Annotated in this window: 16 protein-coding genes; 6 read left to right on the top strand and 10 right to left on the bottom strand. The window is 65.3% G+C overall.

Annotated elements, in window-relative coordinates; genetic code table 11:
* Window positions 1-16: 16 nt before the first annotated feature.
* The 6 genes from LZC95_44090 to LZC95_44065 form a co-directional block, all read right to left on the bottom strand.
* A complete protein-coding gene (locus LZC95_44090; GenBank protein ID WXA93424.1) occupies window positions 17-1,489 on the bottom strand; it encodes a hybrid sensor histidine kinase/response regulator in 1,473 nt (490 codons plus the stop codon).
* A 35-nt stretch (window positions 1,490-1,524) separates the two neighbouring features.
* Complete coding sequence (locus LZC95_44085) at window positions 1,525-3,441, bottom strand: chloride channel protein (GenBank protein WXA93423.1); 1,917 nt, start codon at window positions 3,439-3,441, stop codon at window positions 1,525-1,527.
* Window positions 3,442-3,480: 39 nt separating this feature from the next.
* Window positions 3,481-4,929, bottom strand: a complete 1,449-nt coding sequence (locus tag LZC95_44080; protein WXA93422.1) for a hypothetical protein — start codon at window positions 4,927-4,929, stop codon at window positions 3,481-3,483.
* A gap of 11 nt (window positions 4,930-4,940) precedes the next feature.
* Window positions 4,941-5,510, bottom strand: coding sequence for a hypothetical protein (locus tag LZC95_44075; protein WXA93421.1), 570 nt, complete (start codon window positions 5,508-5,510; stop codon window positions 4,941-4,943).
* A complete protein-coding gene (locus LZC95_44070; GenBank protein ID WXA93420.1) occupies window positions 5,507-6,091 on the bottom strand; it encodes an RNA polymerase sigma factor in 585 nt (194 codons plus the stop codon). The genes LZC95_44075 and LZC95_44070 overlap by 4 nt, the downstream gene beginning before the upstream one ends.
* A gap of 210 nt (window positions 6,092-6,301) precedes the next feature.
* A complete protein-coding gene (locus LZC95_44065; GenBank protein WXA93419.1) occupies window positions 6,302-7,324 on the bottom strand; it encodes a hypothetical protein in 1,023 nt (340 codons plus the stop codon).
* Between the two features lie 282 nt (window positions 7,325-7,606).
* Here LZC95_44065 and LZC95_44060 point away from each other — a divergent pair, with 282 nt between their 5' ends.
* From LZC95_44060 to LZC95_44050, 3 genes are read left to right on the top strand one after another with little or no spacing between them, the layout of a single operon-like run.
* Entirely contained in the window at window positions 7,607-8,584 is a 978-nt protein-coding gene (locus LZC95_44060; protein WXA93418.1) for a hypothetical protein, read from the top strand.
* 17 nt (window positions 8,585-8,601) lie between these two features.
* Window positions 8,602-9,303, top strand: coding sequence for a hypothetical protein (locus LZC95_44055; GenBank protein WXA93417.1), 702 nt, complete (start codon window positions 8,602-8,604; stop codon window positions 9,301-9,303).
* Window positions 9,304-9,319: 16 nt separating this feature from the next.
* The gene (locus LZC95_44050; protein WXA93416.1) at window positions 9,320-10,498 is read left to right on the top strand and encodes a hypothetical protein; all 1,179 of its coding nucleotides are present in this window, start codon (window positions 9,320-9,322) and stop codon (window positions 10,496-10,498) included.
* A gap of 189 nt (window positions 10,499-10,687) precedes the next feature.
* Here the strand turns inward: LZC95_44050 and LZC95_44045 are convergent, their stop codons facing one another.
* Window positions 10,688-11,989 (bottom strand): pyridoxal phosphate-dependent aminotransferase, encoded by a 1,302-nt coding sequence (locus tag LZC95_44045; protein ID WXA93415.1) that lies wholly within the window; start codon window positions 11,987-11,989, stop codon window positions 10,688-10,690.
* A 16-nt stretch (window positions 11,990-12,005) separates the two neighbouring features.
* On the opposite strand from LZC95_44045, the gene dinB reads away from it, so the two are divergent.
* The 3 genes from dinB (at window position 12,006) to LZC95_44030 (ending at window position 14,461) form a co-directional block, all read left to right on the top strand.
* A complete protein-coding gene (gene dinB, locus LZC95_44040; protein WXA93414.1) occupies window positions 12,006-13,217 on the top strand; it encodes a DNA polymerase IV in 1,212 nt (403 codons plus the stop codon).
* Window positions 13,218-13,307: 90 nt separating this feature from the next.
* Window positions 13,308-13,766, top strand: coding sequence for a hypothetical protein (locus LZC95_44035; GenBank protein ID WXA93413.1), 459 nt, complete (start codon window positions 13,308-13,310; stop codon window positions 13,764-13,766).
* A gap of 83 nt (window positions 13,767-13,849) precedes the next feature.
* Window positions 13,850-14,461: a deoxynucleoside kinase gene (locus LZC95_44030; protein ID WXA93412.1), complete on the top strand. Its 612-nt coding sequence runs from the start codon at window positions 13,850-13,852 to the stop codon at window positions 14,459-14,461.
* Between the two features lie 7 nt (window positions 14,462-14,468).
* Here LZC95_44030 and LZC95_44025 read toward each other — a convergent pair whose 3' ends face one another.
* From LZC95_44025 to LZC95_44015, 3 genes are read right to left on the bottom strand one after another with little or no spacing between them, the layout of a single operon-like run.
* Window positions 14,469-16,343 carry an ATP-binding protein gene (locus LZC95_44025; GenBank protein WXA93411.1) on the bottom strand — a complete coding sequence of 625 codons (1,875 nt, stop codon included), beginning with the start codon at window positions 16,341-16,343 and terminating at the stop codon, window positions 14,469-14,471.
* Window positions 16,344-16,398: 55 nt separating this feature from the next.
* On the bottom strand, window positions 16,399-16,992 hold the full coding sequence (locus tag LZC95_44020; GenBank protein ID WXA93410.1) for a PepSY-associated TM helix domain-containing protein: 594 nt from the start codon (window positions 16,990-16,992) through the stop codon (window positions 16,399-16,401).
* Window positions 16,985-17,701: a molybdopterin-dependent oxidoreductase gene (locus LZC95_44015; protein WXA93409.1), complete on the bottom strand. Its 717-nt coding sequence runs from the start codon at window positions 17,699-17,701 to the stop codon at window positions 16,985-16,987. The genes LZC95_44020 and LZC95_44015 overlap by 8 nt, the downstream gene beginning before the upstream one ends.
* Between the last annotated feature and the right edge of the window lie 19 nt (window positions 17,702-17,720).

Here is a 17,720-nt window from a genome sequence, read left to right as displayed (position 1 = left end):
TACGAGCGTATCTCCCTCAGCGCGGGAGCTCCACGGTAAACGTAGAGCCGTGCCCCACCTGGCTTTCGACGGTGACCTGACCGCCGGAAGCCTCCACGATTTGTCTCACGATCCAGAGCCCAAGGCCAAATCCGCCGTAATGACGCACCGATACGGCGCGTTCGAACCTGTCGAAAATCCGGGCCTGTTGCTCAGGCGCGATGCCGATACCCTGATCGTGCACGCTCAGTCGGGCGTTTCCATTGTCGTGCGATACCTGCACCAAAATGGGTTTGCCCTGGCCGTACTTGATGGCATTCGAGAGCAGGTTGCTCGTGATCTGCTCGATGCGCGTCGGGTCCCAGTGTCCGACGACGCTGTCCTCGCCCCGGATATCGATGACGCTCCCACTCTGGCGCGACTCCGACGAGAGGGCATCGGCCGTGTCGCGCACGACGGCGGTGAGGTCGACCTCTTCCGGCGTGAGCCGCAGCCGCCCGCCGGTGATGCGTGAGACGTCGAGCAGCTGGCGCACAAGGTTGCTCAGTCGGTCGACCTGGCGCCCGACCACCGCGAGCTTCTCTTGCAGTTGCGTCGGCGTTTGCTCGCGGCGCTGCAGGCGTTCGATCTGCAGCTTGAGCGGGGTCAGCGGGGTGTGGAGCTCGTGCGAGGCAATCGAGAGGAAGTCGTCGCGAATGCGCACGGCGTTCTGGAGCTCCGCCTCGACTTGTTTCAAACGTGTGACGTCGACCAACGACACGATGCGCATCGCCTCGTGGCCGTAGCCCTGAGGGATCTCCGCGCCGGTGGCCACGAAGGTGCGCATGCCGTCGTTCGTCTGCCAGGTGAGCTCGTGCGGGGTGCCGTCGTAGGCGATTTCGGGCGGCGCCGGGAGCTTGCCCCCCACGAGCTCGTGCGAGGCCCGGTTGGCGAAGTGCACACGCCCCGTCTCGGCATGCACGAAGAGCAGCGGGGTGGGCATGAGGTCGAGAATGGTCTCGAGCCAGAGTCGCTGTTGCTCTTGATCGACCCTCCGGCTCTCGCGGGTCTGGAGCTGGAGGGCCTCGATTTCCTTCTGCCGCAGGCGCGCTTCTTGTTGAAGGATGCGTTGCCCCCGCTCGTAGAGCTCCACGAAAACCGAGACCTTGGAGCGGACGATGGCCGGTTCGTACGGTTTGACCACGTAATCGACGGCGCCGTACTCGTAGCTCTTGAGACGAAGACTCGTCTCGGCCGTCAAAAAGATGATGGGCGTGTGCCTCGACTTCGCGCGCTGTTTGATGGCCGCGGCCGTTTCGAGGCCGTCCATCCCCGGCATGCGCAAGTCGAGCAGAATGACCGCGAAATCGTGTTCGAGCAGGAGCCGGAGCGCACCTTCGCCCGAACGAGCCTTCATGATTCGCTGCCCCAAGGGCTCGAGGACCGCCTCGAGCGCGAGCAGATTGGCCGGATCGTCGTCGACTAGAAGAATGCTCGACGGCGTAACCCCACCCTCGAACTCCGACGTCATCTCAGTTCACCTCGCATATCTCTCTGGGGAAGACTCTAGTGTGCCTTGGGTTGCTCCGTCGCCATCGGCTTCGTTGCCGTTCGGCCGTGATACGTCTTTGCAATTTCCGCTTCATCGAGAAAGCCGATGATGCGTCCGCCATCGTCTAAGACGATGAGTTCTCGCGCATCGTTCGACAAGAGAAGTTCGAGCGCGACATGCAAATCGTCGGCTTGGTGCACGGACACCGGAGCCGCCATCATGTCGTCGGCCAGAGCCAGACCGCTGAGGTCAGGATCGGCCGCCATCGTTCGCATGACCTCGGCGTTCACGATGCCCGCGAGCTTTCCATGCTCGTCGAGAACCGGGAAGGCGTCTTGCCATGCGGAGCTTGCAATTTGATGGATGACTTCGCGGGCTGGCGTATCGCGCCGGAACGTAATGAACGGCCGGTCTTTTATGACAACGTCGCCGACACGGATTTCTTTGAGAACATCGAAAATGAGTTCGTCGCGATGCGCTGGCGACTCGCGCTTGGTCGGAACTTGCGCATGGTAGAGCGAACGATTGCGCAGGGCGACGAACGCGATGCCCTCGGCGAGCATGAGCGGGACGAGCAGGTCGTAGCTGCCCGCGAGCTCGCACGTCATGACCAGCGATGCGATGGGTACGTGAGCGAGGCCTCCGTAAAAGGTGGCCATGCCCACGAGCGCGAAGGCGCCGGGATCGATGCGCGGGTCGTGCAGGAGCAAGCTGGCCGCGCGGCCGAAAGCACCGCCAAAGATGCCGCCGATGACCAGGGACGGGCCGAAGTCGCCCGCGCTGCCACCCGATCCCACGGTCAGTGACGTGGCGAGGATCTTCACCAGGCCGAGGAGCACGAGCAGCTCGACGCCGCGCCATCCTTCGGGAAACCACGATGCGCCGGTGATGGCCACTTGGGCCGCGCCATAGCCACCGCCCAAGATGCCGAGGCCCTGTCCCTGGTCGCCGACGCTGGGCCCCACGAGCATGAGCACCGGCGTGGCGAAGATGCCGAGAAGCAGGCCGCCGAGCGCGGGTTTGCTCCACGCAGGTAGCGGGAGGGCCTTCGTGTAACGCTGCACGCCATGGAGCGCGCCCGAGAATCCGGCGGCCACGAGCGAGACGAGGATCGCCATGAGCGCGTAGAGCGGCAAGTGCGCCGGCACGAACGGATAACGCAGGGCGTGCGCGAAAAGGGTGGACTCGCCGAAGAACGAGATGAAGACGGAATACGCGACGACGCTCGAGAGGACCGCCGGCACGACGGCGTCGGATTCGAAGTCGTCGCGATGCAAGACTTCGACCGCGAGCAACGCGGCGCCGAGCGGCGTGCGGAAGACGGCGGCCATGCCCGCCGCGGTGCCTGCGACGAGGAGGATGCGCCGCTCGCGATCGGTGACCCGCAGGTAGCGGCCGATGAGCGAGCCGATGCTGCCGCCGATGAGCATGGTCGGTCCTTCGCGCCCGCCCGAGCCTCCAAAGCCCAGGGTAAAGACGGACACGAGGCCTTTGACGAAGGGAACGCGGCGCCGTACGTGGCCGCCTTGGTGATGGAAGGCGTGGATGATGGCGTCGGACCCACCGCCCAGCGTTTCCGGCGCAAACTTGGTCGAGACGATGCCGGCGCCGAGCGCCCCGATGGCGGGCACGGCCCAAAGGAGCCATGGCCGGAAGGGCACGGGCGGCACGACCTCGCCCACGAGTTGCTCACCGTGGGCGCGCAGCGGGATGTAGCCGGCGAGGTGCTCGAGCGTCAGGCTGGCGACGAGCTCGAGGGCCGCGAAGAACAGCGTGCCGACCAGGCCGGCGGCGGCGCCGACCAGCGCCGAGTGAAGGAGCATCCGCCCGAGCAGCTGCAGGTCGAGCGGCGAGGGGGGGACCTTCCTCGCGGAACGAATGCGGTCGCGCCAACGCGGTGGGGTGGAAGGAGGCGGCGTCTCCGGGGTCAAGCCATGGGCAGCTTACCCCGCGATTGACGCGACGTGGTCTTAAGGAGAGCTCCGATACGGGCCTTCGCCAGGAACCGGTGTCGACCTCATCGGGGCCTTTTTCTCGGCGAATCCCGCGAGGCGCGTGGCTACCAGCGCACCGAAGCCGATGAGCCCGACGACCGCGACCGTGATCCAACCGACCAGGGGAAGCGCCGAGAGAATCAAGAAGACGGCGCAACCGACCGCAAGGTGCACGTGTTGGTTCTCGGTGCGGTGCGCGACGAGGCCTTTGCCGAGCGTAGCCAGGGCTGCGCAGATGCCCGCGTAGATGCCGAAGGCGCCGACGAGGACGCCGACGATGGCGATGGGGATGCCGATGACGGTCACGCAGAGGGCCACCAAGCCGACGGCGGTGGCGAGGGTCGCGAGGATGCCGATGGCGAAGCTGCGCATCGGGCGCGCGGCGATTTCGGTGCGCAGAAGGTCCATGCGGCGCGTGGCGAGCGACAAGAGCACCGCGCCGAGAACAAAGAGCAACGCGGTGTGCTCGACGGCGTCCGACACGTGTTCGGCGAGGCTCTTGTACCAGGGACGGTGTTCTTCGTTCTGGCCTGGCCACGACACGCCGGGAATGATCCAGCCTTTCTTGCCCTGGGGCTTTTCCGGCGGTGACGAGCTCTCGTTGCCGACTTTGGCGCCCGGCTGCTGATCCACCATACCGCCGACCACGCCCACCTCTCCATCGACGCAGGCACCGCTTTCGAGTCGCACTTTCCCGCCGATGGCGCTGACGTCTCCGAGGACATGTCCGCCGTCGTGCACGGTGGCGGAGCCACCCATCACGGCCAGATCGCCGCGTACTTCTCCATAGACATCGACGGAGCCGCCCATGACCACGAGGTCGTCGACCACGTCGCCCTTCTCCACGCGGGCCGAGCCTCCGGTGATGATGCGATCGTTCGACTTGCCATGGTGCTTCTTCTTGCCGGGGTGTGGCTTCGGCGGCGCGTCCTCGTCCTCTTCCTCCACGCCGTTCGAGGGATCCGGATTGGGATCGTCGTTCCCGAAGACGGGCGGCACGGGAGGAATGGGAGGAACGCCAGGAACGGCGGGGACGGGCGGCACGGGAGGAACGCCCGCAGCCCCCGGGCCCATTTCGCGCGAGATGACGATGAGGTTTCCTTCTCGCTGGGCGACGTAGTTGCCGTCGTTGAGGACGAGCTCGAGAACCTTGGTGGGGGGAAGATCTTTGACGTGGATGTCGACGAGATCGCCCGGCGGGGCATGCACGACGACATTCCAGCCGGCGGCGGCGGCGATGCGGCGCACGGCGTCGGTCTTGAGGGCATTGGAGACGTCGAGCGAGATTTTCTTTTCCTCGCTCGGCCAGTTCCCTTCTCGCTTCACCGAAGCGAACGCGGTGCCGCAGAGCACCGTCGTCGAGAGAACGAAGGCAAGGAATCCAAAACCGTACTTCATGACCGTCTCCTGTTTCGTCTGTCGCATGGGCCGCATCATCACGAGGCTCCCGACTGGCTTCGCGGCGCCGCAAGGCGTCCACGTCCGGGGGCTTTCACGCCGATGGTGATGCCGGCGAGAAGCAAGAGCACCGCGCTGGCGTAGCTCACGATGAGGGGCGCTCCGTTGCCGCCTTGCAGCGCTTTGACGATGCCGTGCACCAAATGCGGAATGGCGCGGAGGAGAATGCGCGATGTCTGCTCGTACCAGAGCGAGGCGCCGGCCAGCGACGGAAGGGCCGCCACACCCGCGACAACGAGGGCAGCCGCGATGGCGAGCCAGGGCAATCGAACCTCGGGTTGAGCAGCGGGAACGGCAACGTGCTCGTTCGACGTGACCGCGCCGACTTCGTTCCAATGCGACCCGACGCGCGCGGAGAGCATGGCCGCTTCGCCGATGGCGACGGTGCATGCTTCGCACTCGTGGAGATGCGCGAGGGCGATCTCGGGGATGATGGACATCTGCCCATCGGCGATGGCGGTGCGGGCGATCTCGGAGAGGTGGTTCTCCTCGCTGGAGCCAGGCTCGCCCCAAACGATCTCGAGCGGGAGTTGGTCGTTATCGTTCATGATTGCCTCGCTTGCTCGTCGAGGAGCTCGGCCATCGCCTTGCGCCCGCGTGTAACCCAGGTTGCCACGGTACCGAGTGGAACCTGCATTTCAGCCGAAATCTCCTGGTAGCTTTTTCCTTCGAGGTGGAACTTGGCGAGGGCCGTGCGGGTGTTCTCGTTGAGTCCCGCAATGGCTTTGCGCACCATTTCCTGGCGCCGCGCGCTTTCCATCCGTTCGAGCGGGTCGGGCTTGGAGTCGGGGACGCGCTCGACCAAGGCGGGCAGATCCTCGGCTCCATCGGAAAAATCGCGTGCATCTTGCACGGTTCGCGCTCGCTTGCGGGCACGAAGGACGTCGAGGGCGACATGGCGGGCAATCCCAATGACCCAGGGGCGTAGCGGCTCGCCGTCACGCAGGCGGGCCGTACCTTCGAGGGCACGACGAAGGGCTTCGTTTGCGCAATCTTCGACATCGGGATGACCTTGGCCTTGACGCAGTACCGCAGCGACGACCGCGCGGACGACAGGGTGGAGCTCCGCCGCCATGAGGTGCAACTCGGCGACGCGCGACGGCACGGATGGGTCGACGCGCGGGGACATGAGGAGCGAGAGCATAAACTTCTAAGGGGTTCGTTGGGGATAGCTCGGAAATTTCACCGGACTGAGCGGGGGCGGGGGAATGGCTAGAAGATCGAGCACGAGCGCGTGCGCGTGCACGTGCACGTGCACGAAAACGAGTACGAGTACGAGCACGGGGATGTGCTCGGGATCGTTTGGGTTTTTCGCCGGGATCGTCCGCGCCGTGGCGTGTTAGTCGTGGCAGCAGACGGTGGCCGGGCCGGCGAGCTTAGCGCTCGGCTTCGGGGCGGCGCCGCTCGGGGTGCATGACTCGTCGCTCACCGTTGGTGCATAACGCAGTGAGGCATAGGTTCGCGCGGAGCCGCCACCGACTCGGTCTACCTGGTTGCACGTGCCGTCGACGAGCACGGAATCGGGGGTGGTTCCGCATGCGGTGTCGGTAAACAGCGACGCCGTGCCCGTGCACGTGGCGGAGTAGGTGCCGTTGCATTTCGCGCACGAGAGCTCGACGCCGGTACCGATGGTACGGGGGTCGCCGAATTCGTCGGGGCAATCGTTGACGATGCCGTCGTGCATGATGCACACGTGCTTGTCCGCGCAGAGAACACCCTTGCAGCTGTCGAACGACGAGGTGCAGACCTTGAGAGTTTTGGCAGTGACGTCGGCGTCGTTCGGAACGCCCTGGAGCGTGCACGACGCACTCGTAGCGAGCGGCGTCGCCTGGAAGTGATTCATGATGCGCGCGCTCTCGAAGGGATAGCAGCCACCGTCCGGAAACGTGATGTTCGGGTTTGTGACGGTGTCATTGCACGATTCCGAGGCGTTGTTGTTCCAGTGCAGATTCCGCAGCTCGGTCGCGCGGCACTTCGTTCCCGTTACCTCCGTCTGGCCCGTGCAGCTGCACGACCCTCCGGCAATCGGCGTGGTGACCCGCGGAAGCGCGTCGAAGCCCGTGGGGCACGACGTGCCGTCGTCTCGATAGCCGATGGGCACCCAGCCATCTTTGAATACCGCGTCGTATTTCTTGCAGCTGTCGAAGTTGCCGCCGGGACAGGCATTCGGGTTGGCATCTCCCGGGCCCGCGTCGCCCGATGTTGCGTCGTTCTTCGACGCGTCGGGGGTGATGCTGCCATCGGGGTTGTCGATGGCCGATCCGAAGCCGCCTTCGTCGAGGCTACAGGCTGCGAAGGGGGCCACCACCATGGATGCCAGAAGAACGATTCGGTACCAACGCATGTCCCCCAGCTTTCTCATGGATGTAGGTAACCCGCGAGCATGACAAAGCTCGATATCTCTCGTCAATCGCACACCGCGGCGCCGATGGCGATAGTTTCGCGACCCGCGTCGCGAGCGCATCGTGATTCGTCGCGACCCGGTGAACGGGGCGTGGATGTGATCCACCCTCGCGATCCATGCGGGTAAGTCCGTACGTGCGCGCCTTTCTGGCGTTTCCGGCGACGCCCTGGAAAGCGGCGGATTTGATTCGCTTGTAACAACGCATCATTGCGGCATGAGGGTTGCTCTAGGCGCCACGAAATGACGCCACGAACGAAGAACTCTCGAACACGATGGGCGGTGGTCGTCGTCCCCGTCGTCGCTGCGGCCATCGGTATGGCGGCCGGTGGCCGGACGGCAGGCGCCGCGGCGGACGGCGACGTCGAGGCATTTCGTGAACGATGTGCCACCCGCATCTCGATTGCCCTCGTGGGCAAGGGGGCCAGTGAAGCGTTGCTCGCGTCGTCGGATCCTTCGTCGAGCGTCGATGCCTTGCTGGAGAGCGGCGACTTCGTGGAGCGGTTCGCGCGCTTCGTCAACGCCGAGTTCAATCGCGATCCGGGGAAAGACTCCGCCGAGGATGCCTCGTACCACCTGGCCAAGTACGTCGTGAAGAACGGCAAGCCGTGGTCGGACGTGTTCCTCGGCCCGTACAAGGTCGATGCGACGGGCGAAAACGGCGCCGTTCAGGTGACCGAAGATGCCAATGGTCTCGGGTACTTCCGCAGCCAACCTTGGTTGCTTCGTTATGCAGGCAACGAATTGGCCGGCCTGAAGATCGCGACGGCGTATCGCATCTTGAACAACGTCGTCGGTCTGCAATTGATGGCCACCACCAACGCGCCCGACGCCGACGTGAGTGCAAAGGGGCGCGAGGCCGGATCGTGCGCCGGGTGCCACTACCAGAATTGGTACGCGCTGGACCATGTGGCGGGCGTGCTGTCGACGAAGGTGACCAACGACAAGGGCGAGGTGTCGTTCAAGCCTTACTCGGGAAGCGCGAAGAGCCTTTTGGGGGGCAAGTCGATCGCGAACGACAAAGAGCTCGTGCAGGCACTGGTCGAGTCGGAGAATTTCTCGTTTCAGGCGTGCCGCTTGTCGTTCAAGTACCTGTACGGGCGCTCCGAGAATCGGTGCGAGGGGCCGGTGCTCGATCGCTGCATCGACGCGTTCAAGGCCACCAAGACGATTCAATCGGCGATGGCGGTCATCGCGAAAGGCCCCGGGTTTTGCCAATGAAAAAAGCTTGCTTCCCTTTGCTTAGTCTCTCGCTCCTGGGCGGCCTCGCCCTCGGTGGCTGCAGCGCCAGCCATCCTGGTGAGTGCCTCGACGAGAGCAATTGCCCGGGCGACACTCCGCCGCAGAACGATCCGAAAAAGGTCGTTCCTTTGTGTGCGGACACGGGGATGGCGCACGTGGGGCTCGGTGGCGTGGAGCTCACGGCGGGACGGCTCGAAGCCGTGGCCGGGGCCGATCGCGGGCGTTCGAAGCCCTACAGCGCGCTCGCATCGGAGTATGCGCGGGTGCTGGGCAAGGACAACAATCCGAGCTTGCTCGGCGATGGCGCGACGGCGACGACGTTCGGCCAGCCGCAGGCGCGATGGTCGCTCGAGCCGCAGGCAAGCGCGGTGAGCTTGTACACGGCCTACCGCGTGGCGTTCGATGGCTGCCTGCAGCTCACCGGTGCGGTGGCCAATGCGAGCGGCTCGGCGCAGGGGGATCCGAAGTACGCTGCGGCGCCCGATGCGGAAACAGCGAAGGCCCAGTGCCTCGCGTGGGCGCGCAAATTCTGGAGCCGCGCGGCAGGCCCGGACGAGGTGCAGGCGTGCGTCGAGGTGGCGGTCACGAGCTCCTTGCAAGAGACCTACAACGGCAAGACCACGAGCACGCCGCCGCGACGGCGCTGGGCGTACGCGTGCGCGAGCGTCCTCTCGGCGACGGGTTTTTTGGCCTACTGAAGGAACGATTTTCAACATGAGCGATTCGCGTTTTGGGCATGTGTCTCGTCGTCGCCTCTTGACAGGGCTCGGTGCTCTCGCCGGTGCAAGTTGGCTGGGCACCGCGCGTGCGGCCGAGGAGAAGTCGACGGTGATCAGCATCTTCTTCAGCGGCGGCTACAACGCGCTTTTCCCAAGTGCGAATTCGTTCCGCAACAAGGCATTCGGCGTGAACGACGGCAACGTGAAGTCGCTGGGGAACAACTTGTACGTCGATGCCGGCTCGCTCGGGAGCCTGGACGAGTTTTCGCTGCGGCACATGGCCTCGATTGGCAACCGGCACGGGAGCACGGATCACAGCAACGCGCAGGCGCTCAACTTCGGTGATGGGCGCTCGTTCGCGCTGCAGCTCGCAGCGGCCATGGGCGGAACGGCGGCCATCAAGGCAGCCGCCATGGGACGCATGCCGCCGGGGCCGCGCGATGCGGAGGGCGGCGTGTCGTACCAGCAGATCAACGACATGGGCTCGACGATTCGCGCGCTGGGTGGAGGCGATCCCGATCCGAAGCTGCCCGCGCGCAACGTGGCCTCGGAGGCCATCGCGCGCGCCACGGCGATGAGCGGCGGCGCGATGGGCAAGAACCCGGGTTCGCTGGTGACCTTCAAGGACGGCTACGCGACGGCGGTCGATGCGCTGCGCAAGCCGGTGCAGCCGTTCTTCTTCAAGGACATCGCCGCCGCCTACGGACGCGACGAGAAAACGGCGGTGCGCGACTTCGCCTCCAAGGTCGTGGGGGCCGAGCTGATGGTGCGCGCCGGTGCCAACCTGGTGACCATCACGGACGACTTCAACTGGGACTCGCACGGCGACACCGACGGCACCAAGGTGCGCAATATGATGAACGACCGCATCATCCCGCCGCTGAAGACCTTCCTCGCGCGCCTGCGCACCGACGAGCAACTCAAGGCGATGAACGTGGTGGTCATCCTCCACGGCGACTTCTCCCGAAGCCTCCCCGGCTCGGACCATCAGCCCAACATGACCGCCACCGTCATCGGCAAATACGTCAAGACCGGCAGCACCGGCAACACCAACGCCGACGTCGCCCTCGACCCCAACACCCCCGGCAGCAAAGCCATGTGGGCCTACCTGGCCAAGGCTGCACGCTGCCCCGGCGACCCCTTCGGACCGAACCCCCACAATCTCGTGCTGTAACGGCCGGAAGATTTACAGGGAGAGGGGGAGGCGGGGAGGGAAACAACGCGAATCCCACCGCGCACCGAGGCTAGTTTTTTTTTCAGTTGGCTTACGGAGCCAACTGAAAACCCAAAAAAAAGCCTCGGTGCGCGGTGGGATTTGTGCCGTATCCCTCCCCGCCTCCCCCCCTCCCTGTTCCTCTCCTCTCTAGAGTCCCTCGACGAGCGCGGTGAGGCGGTCGAGGGCCGTATCGAGTGTTGCCGCGGAGGGGCCGAAGGAGAATCGGACGTAGTGGCGGAAGCGCGAGGGCCGGCCGCCGCGGCGTTTGCCGGGGTTGACGTCGAAGAACTCGCCCGGCACCACGATGACCTTCTTGTCCAAGGCTGCGCGGAAGAGGCCCATGCCATCGTTCAGGGGAGGCGGGAGCGTGCTGACGTCGCCCCAGAGGTAGAAGGTGCCCTCGGGCGCGCGCTCGAAGCGAACGCCGATGCGCTCGAGGCGCGAGTGCAGGCGATCGCGCTTGTCGCGGAAGGCGGCCTGGATGGCCAGCGTCTCCTTCACCACGTGCTCCTCGGCCAAGAGCGGAATGGCCGCGCGTTGCAGCGGCTTCGAGCCGCCGCCGTCGAGGAAGGAGCCGGCGCTGCTGAGCGCATCGATGACCTTCTTCGGGCCGACGGTCCAGGTGACGCGCCAGCCCGGGTAGCGCCAGTTCTTCGTGAGCCCGTCGAAAAGCAGAATGGGATCGCGGTTCACGTCCTCCACGTAGCGCGCGGCGCTCTCCACCGGCAGTGCTCCGCGGCGCGTGCGGTAGACGTAGTGCGAGTAGAACTCGTCGAGGAGCAAGGTGCAATCGAGCTCGCGTGCGATGGAGACCCAACGCGCGAGCTCCTCGCCCTCCACGTGCTTGCCCGTGGGGTTGCACGGGTTGGAGAGCAGGATGGCGCCGAGGCCGCGACCCATGATTTCCCGGCGCAGCTCCTCCGACGAGAACGCGTAGCCGCGGTCGCCCTCGAGCAAAATCGGGATGGCCGTGAAGGCCTTGAAGATGTCGAGCAGCTCTTCGTACGCCGTGTAGTCCGGCAGAAAATGCCCCAGGTTGATCGACGCGAGGCTCGCCGCGGCCCGCGTGAGGGCAGCACGGCCGCCGCCGGAGACGCAGACGTTCTCCGCGGTGTACTGCGAGGGAAGGCCGCGCCGGTACAATTGGTTGTACAATGCAGCAATGGCCTCGCGCAGCTCGGTGATGCCGGCGACGGGCGCGTACTCCTGGTCGTCGACGTCGATGGAGACGTTGTGCACGCGCGGCGGGGCGCCGGGCAGGTCCCCCGTTTCGGGCTGGCCCTGACCGAGGTTGCACCAGTCCGGGTTCGCCGAGGAAAATCCGAGTTTGCTCGCCTCGGTCGTGACGTAGATGACACCGGTTCGCGGCACGGTGCGGAAGGCCCCGGGCGCGGGCGTTCCCGACCCATTCCGATTGTCGCTTTTGTCACGGTTCGCGTCGTCGGCCATGCTCTGCTTGTAACAGATGCCGAGACCGCGCTCGATCGTCCACGTCGATATGGACGCATTTTATGCTTCCGTCGAGATACGCGACGACCCGCGGCTTGCCGGCAAGCCGGTGCTCGTCGGTGGCTCCAAGCGGCGCGGTGTGGTGCTTGCGGCGTCGTACGAAGCCCGCAAATTCGGTCCGCACTCGGCCATGTCCATGGCAGAGGCCATGCGCCTCTGCCCACAAGCCCTCGTCGTTCCGCCCCGGCACGATCGCTACGCCGAAGTGAGCCGCAGTGTGTTCGCAATCTTCGAGCGCTACACGCCGCTCGTGGAAGGGCTGAGTGTCGACGAGGCCTTTCTCGACGTGACGGAGAGCCGCTCTTTGTTCGGCGATGGCGAAACCATCGCGCGGGCCATCAAGGGCGACGTGAAAGGCGAGCTGGGGCTCACGGCCTCGGCGGGGGTGGCTCCGTCGAAGTTCGTGGCCAAGGTCGCCAGCGATCTGCAGAAGCCCGACGGGCTCGTCGTGGTGCCTGATGGCGGCGTCGCTGCGTTCCTCGCACCGCTGCCGATCGAGCGGATGTGGGGCGTCGGTCCGAAGACGGCGCCGCGGCTGCGCGCCCTGGGCCTGCGCACCTTGGGCGATCTCGCCTCCGCCGATCCACGCGCGCTCGACTCGATGCTGGGAAGCTGGGGCCGGCACGTGCGCGATCTCGCACGCGGCATCGATCCGCGCGACGTGGAACCGGATCGCGCGGCGAAGTCCGTGGGCCACGAGGAAACGTACGAGGAGGATCTCCGCACGGCCGCCGACATCGAGCGAACGCTGTTGCGACATGCCTCGCGTGTGGCGCAGCGCCTTCTCGAGGCGGGCCTCGCCGGGAATATCGTCGTCGTGAAATTGAAGTACGCCGACTTCACCTTGCGCACACGTCGGATCTCCCTGCCGGAGCCGGTGGCCGATACGAACAGTATTTTTACAGCGGCGCGGGGCCTTCTGCGCGAGTTCGATCCCGGGCCCGTGCGGCTCACGGGGGTGTCGCTGTCCGGCCTGGTCGATACGGGCGCGGACGGTGCGGGGGTGCAACGCAAGCTGTTCGAAGACGAGAAAGACGTCCGACGTGAGCAATTCCAGCGCGTCGAAGAGGTGGTGAGGGCCATCGGCCAGCGCTTCGGCGAGGGCGTCACACGTGCGGCGCTCTTGGACAAAGACGAGAAGTTGGCCCGGGGTCGAAAAACCCGCTAGCCCCTGCTTCGTCGCGAGGCACCCGGCCAACCCGTGGTGCCCGGACGTGCGCACGCATTTCGCAATCACGCTTTCAAGGGAGAGGAAGCCATGCGCCTCATCGGGGACGTGTATCGATCTGTCGTCGTCGCCGCGATTGCCGCTGCCGCGCTGCTGGCACCGGGCGACGTCGATGCCAAAGACTCACCGGTGGTTGTGGGCGAAGTGTCGACCAGCGTCGTTCGTGACGGAGTCGATGTCCCTGGCGTTTTGCGCGCAACGGTCGTCGAGGAGCTTCCGACGATCGACCTGAGCCACGCGCGCAAGCGTCCCGTGATTCTCTCCGTGTCGCTGCTGCGCATGGACACCGAAGCGACGTCGCAAGGCACGGCGACCACCTGCGTGATTTCCGCCGCGCTTCGCACGAAGAAGGGCGGCGACCTTTTCGCGATCCTCGAAGGCCGCGCGCAAGCGCAAGAGGGCTCGGATTCCGGTGCCCGCGAGCGCAAGGCCATTCGGCATGCCGTGCGCGGGGCGCTGGAGCGGATCCCCGAGGCGTTGGCCCAATAGCGACAGTCGTGCGGGTAGCACGGGTTTCCGTTTCACCCCCGAGCCCGGTGTAATAGACACATCGGTGGCGCTCGGGAGTCCCGATGAAACGATACATCGCAGTGGCAGGAACGATTGGAGCGGGAAAGACGTCGCTCGTGGCGTGGCTGGTGAAGCGTTACGGGCTCACGGCCTTTTACGAGCCGAACGAGGCCAACCCGTACCTTGCCGATTTTTATCGCGACATGAAGCGGTGGGCGTTTCACTCGCAGGCATTTTTTCTCGCGCACAAACTCGAGCTGCATCAAGAGCTCGAGCGATGCCCATCACCGGCGGTCATTGATCGGACCATTTACGAAGACGCGGAGATTTTCGCCCACAGTCTGCACGCGCAAGGAAACATCGACTTGCGCGATTGGGAGGTCTACCAGCGTCTGTACCGCGGCATCCTGCGCGCCTTGCGTCCGCCGGACGTGCTCATCGCGCTCACATGCTCCCTGCCCGCGACGAAGAAGCGCATCGCCCGCCGCGGGCGCGAAATGGAGAAAGAGATCCCCACGGCGTACCTCCGCGGGCTGCACAAGCTCTACGAGCGATGGTTCGACACGTACGATCTTTCACCCATCGTGCGCATCGACACGACGAAACTCGACTACGTGGAAGATCTGGTCGACCTCATCGACCTGACCCAAACCTTGGACCGCGCGCTTCTCTAGTGAGCGACTAGCTCGCGATGCGCTCGCGGACGAGTTCGCGGATGCGGGCGATGTCGGCGGGTTTTTCCAAGCGTGGATTGGGGACGCGCTCGAGGAATTCGCGGGCGCCGGCGGTGGAGGCGCCGCCGGTGAAGAAAATGAGCTTCGTGCACTGCACCGGGTTGGTGCGACGCAGCTCCTCGTAGAGATCCATGCCGCTCATTTCGGGCATCATCAGATCGCACAGCACGAGATCGAAGGACGTGCCGCCGGCCATGAGATCCAAGGCGGCGCGCGCCGATTGGACGGCGGTGACTTCGTAGTCGCGCTTCAAGCTGCGCTGCAGGGAGCTGCACACGAGCGGCTCGTCGTCCACGATGAGAAGGTGGGCGCGGCGCGTGTGAGGTCGGGCGATGGGCAACGTGGCCGACACGTTGGCGGGCAGCTCCACGCGGAAGGTGCTGCCTCGGCCAAGCTCGCTCTCCACGGTGATGCGCCCGCGCAGCGCCTGCACGATCTGTTGGCAGATGAAGAGCCCCAGGCCCGTGCGCACGGTGGGCGCGGTCGTGAAGAACGGGTCGAAGATGCGCTCGCGGACCTTCGGCGACATGCCCGCGCCCGTGTCGGACACCTCGACGATGACCCGATCGCGGTCGCAGCGTGTGGCCACCCGCACGGTGTGCTCGCGTGCCCGGCCCTCGGGGATCGCCTGCACGGCGTTGAGGAGCAAGTTGATGAACACGTGCGCCAGGCGCCCGTCGTTGGCGATGATGTCCGGGACCTGAGCGTATTCCGTGACCAGCCTCGCGCGCTCGCGGATCTCCGACTTGGTCATGTTGAACGCGAGCTCGATCACCCGGTGCACGTCGACGGAGCTTTTGCGGTCTTCGCGCGCCTGGGAGAAAACCTTGAGATCGCGCGCGATGATCTCGACGCGCTCGGCCCCTTGGCGGGCATCGGCGAGGGCTTCGCGCACATGGTTCATCCGCTCGCTTCCCTCGGCGCGTGCGAGCTCGTCGATGGCGAACACCAGGTTCGAGCGGACGTAGGCCAGCGGGTTGTTGATTTCGTGCGCCACCGAAGCCGCGAGCGAGCTCCCGCGCGCAAAGCGATCGGCGAGGAGAATGCGCGCTTGCGTGTCGAGGTGCTGGCTCACGTCGCGCGCGAGCAAGGCACTCGCGGGTCGCCCTGCCCAGACGATGGGCACCTCGATGACCTCCGCGGCGAGCATGCTTCCGTCCGCGAGCATGAAGCGACAGATTATCGGACTGGTTGCGCTCCGAGGGCCTGCTCCGAGCCGGGAGCGATCGTCTTCGCTCACCAAGTCGAGCAACGAGGAGCCGACGAGTTGGTCGGGCCGCTCGCAGCCGAGGTCGCGCAGGGTGCGTGCGTTCACGTGAAGGATGCGCCCGCGCTCGTGCACCAGGATGGCTTCCGGGATCTGCTCCAGCACATCGCGAAAGCGCGCATCCGACCGTTGCAGCGCGACGCGCGAACTGCGGCGCTCGAGAACCCGCCGCAGCGTGCGCTCGAAGCGTGGCGTTGCCAGCTGGCTTCGATCGAGAATGTCGAACGCGCGCATCGCGAGGGCCGGGCGGCCTGCGAATGGGTCCGCGTCTTGGCCCGCTAGCCGGGCCATGACAACGATGGGCGTGTCGCCACCGTGTCGTTCCAACAACTCGAAGTTCGTTCGCTTCGCAAGCTCGAAATCGACGAGGCAGACGTCGTGCTCGTCGCGTGCGAGGGCGAACGATGCGGCTTCGGCCGCGCGCGTCCACGCGAACGATGCTTCCGAGAGTCCTTGAAGACGAGCAAGCGCGCCTCGAACGAGGCTGGCGTCGGCTTCATCTTCGGCGACGAGCAGCAGGCGGACCGCTGCGAGATTTCCCCCGAGGTCGTCCATCTACAAGACACGTTGCTGTGACTCCGACCAAGTGTCAATTGGGGCAGTTCGTAAATTATGGACCGCCGGCCAAGGTCACATAGACGACAGGAATGGCGATTCCCACGAGCGCCAACACCGCGCCACGGCCCAAAAGGCCTTTCTTACCTTTGATCATGAAGAGGCCGGAGATGGACAAGAAGAGGAGCGCCACCGCATAGGTATCCGCCACGTAAGTCCATGCTTTCTTGCCACGATTCAAATGCAGCCAATTCGCGAGACGTAGGAAAAATCGTGGCTTTTCGCCCTCTTCGATCACGTCGCCTTTTTCGGTGTCGATGTGCAAGGTACGTCGTTCCCATTGCACGTCGAGTTGGTCGGGGGCCGCGCGGTAGACTTCGCGCGGTGGCTCGGTGATGCCAAGTTTGCTCGCCACGTCGCGCGCGATGGCTTCGTCATCACGCGAGTTGCCATTGGCGAGTGAGGCGAAATGGTGTGTCGTTTGGAAACGGGCGAAGTTCGCGTCACCGTCTTTCCAGTCGGCAATGTGATTTACGGCCAAACCGGACAGCGCATAAATGAAGGTGAGCCCAACGGCCACGTAACCGACGTCGCGATGAATGGCGCGCAACCATGGCCGGAGGAGAAACCGAGAGGGGCCTTCAGCCATATCGTTCTTCTCTCCACGGATCGGCGTGATTGTTGTACCCGCGCACTTCCCAATAGCCGGGTTGATCGACGGCGCTGAAGCGAATACCGGTGAGCCACTTGGCGCTCTTCCAGAAATACAGATCCGGCACCAACGCGCGCACGGGTGCGCCGTGCGGACGTGCGAGCGGCGCACCCTCGTAGCGGTGCGCGACGAGGACGTTGGGCGCGAGGGCTTCGCGCAAGAGCACGTTCGAGGTGTATCCGTGCACGGCCTCGAAGATGACGTGGCGTGCGCCCTTCTTCACCTTGGCCCGCTCGGCGAGATCCGCGACGCGAACGCCCGTCCAGTGGCTATCGAGCACGGTCCATTTCGTCACGCAGTGGACGTCGCAAGTCTGCTCGACCTGGGGCATCTTGAGCAGCTCGGCGAAGTCGATCTCGAAGGGCGCTTCCACCTCGCCGTAGACGCGCAGCTTGAAATTTTTGGCGCTCGGATCGCCTTCGCTGCCGCCCATCGGACGCAGTCGCTGCAAGAGGAACTGGCTCGGTGGCAGGCGGGGGCGCCCGTCGGGGCGCTTGAGGGCGGCCGCGCGGCGGGTCGCGTCATCGTCGGCGAGCACGTACGTCGCGCCCCCGAGGGCACAGATGCCCGTACCGGCCGCCACCGCCCGAAGGAAGGTGCGCCGGTCGAGCATGCTCGGGGCGATCAGACGAGAGGGTTTTTCCATCGTGATTCAGGTTACGACG

This window comes from Sorangiineae bacterium MSr12523 (assembly GCA_037157775.1).
Classification (GTDB): domain Bacteria; phylum Myxococcota_A; class Polyangia; order Polyangiales; family Polyangiaceae; genus Pendulispora; species Pendulispora brunnea.
Note: the sequence above shows the minus strand (reverse complement) of the source record. Positions and strands in the feature narration are given on the sequence as shown.

Bases quoted from the DNA above. Each gene is read 5' to 3' on its own strand.
- LZC95_44090 (WXA93424.1), bottom strand. From the start codon at position 1,489: ATGACGTCGGAGTTCGAGGGTGGGGTTACGCCGTCGAGCATTCTTCTA.
- LZC95_44080 (WXA93422.1), bottom strand. From the start codon at position 4,929: ATGCGACAGACGAAACAGGAGACGGTCATGAAGTACGGTTTTGGATTC.
- LZC95_44075 (WXA93421.1), bottom strand. From the start codon at position 5,510: ATGAACGATAACGACCAACTCCCGCTCGAGATCGTTTGGGGCGAGCCT.
- LZC95_44070 (WXA93420.1), bottom strand. From the start codon at position 6,091: ATGTCCCCGCGCGTCGACCCATCCGTGCCGTCGCGCGTCGCCGAGTTG.
- LZC95_44065 (WXA93419.1), bottom strand. From the start codon at position 7,324: ATGAGAAAGCTGGGGGACATGCGTTGGTACCGAATCGTTCTTCTGGCA.
- LZC95_44060 (WXA93418.1), top strand. From the start codon at position 7,607: ATGACGCCACGAACGAAGAACTCTCGAACACGATGGGCGGTGGTCGTC.
- LZC95_44050 (WXA93416.1), top strand. From the start codon at position 9,320: ATGAGCGATTCGCGTTTTGGGCATGTGTCTCGTCGTCGCCTCTTGACA.
- LZC95_44045 (WXA93415.1), bottom strand. From the start codon at position 11,989: ATGGCCGACGACGCGAACCGTGACAAAAGCGACAATCGGAATGGGTCG.
- dinB (WXA93414.1), top strand. From the start codon at position 12,006: ATGCCGAGACCGCGCTCGATCGTCCACGTCGATATGGACGCATTTTAT.
- LZC95_44035 (WXA93413.1), top strand. From the start codon at position 13,308: ATGCGCCTCATCGGGGACGTGTATCGATCTGTCGTCGTCGCCGCGATT.
- LZC95_44030 (WXA93412.1), top strand. From the start codon at position 13,850: ATGAAACGATACATCGCAGTGGCAGGAACGATTGGAGCGGGAAAGACG.
- LZC95_44025 (WXA93411.1), bottom strand. From the start codon at position 16,343: ATGGACGACCTCGGGGGAAATCTCGCAGCGGTCCGCCTGCTGCTCGTC.
- LZC95_44020 (WXA93410.1), bottom strand. From the start codon at position 16,992: ATGGCTGAAGGCCCCTCTCGGTTTCTCCTCCGGCCATGGTTGCGCGCC.
- LZC95_44015 (WXA93409.1), bottom strand. From the start codon at position 17,701: ATGGAAAAACCCTCTCGTCTGATCGCCCCGAGCATGCTCGACCGGCGC.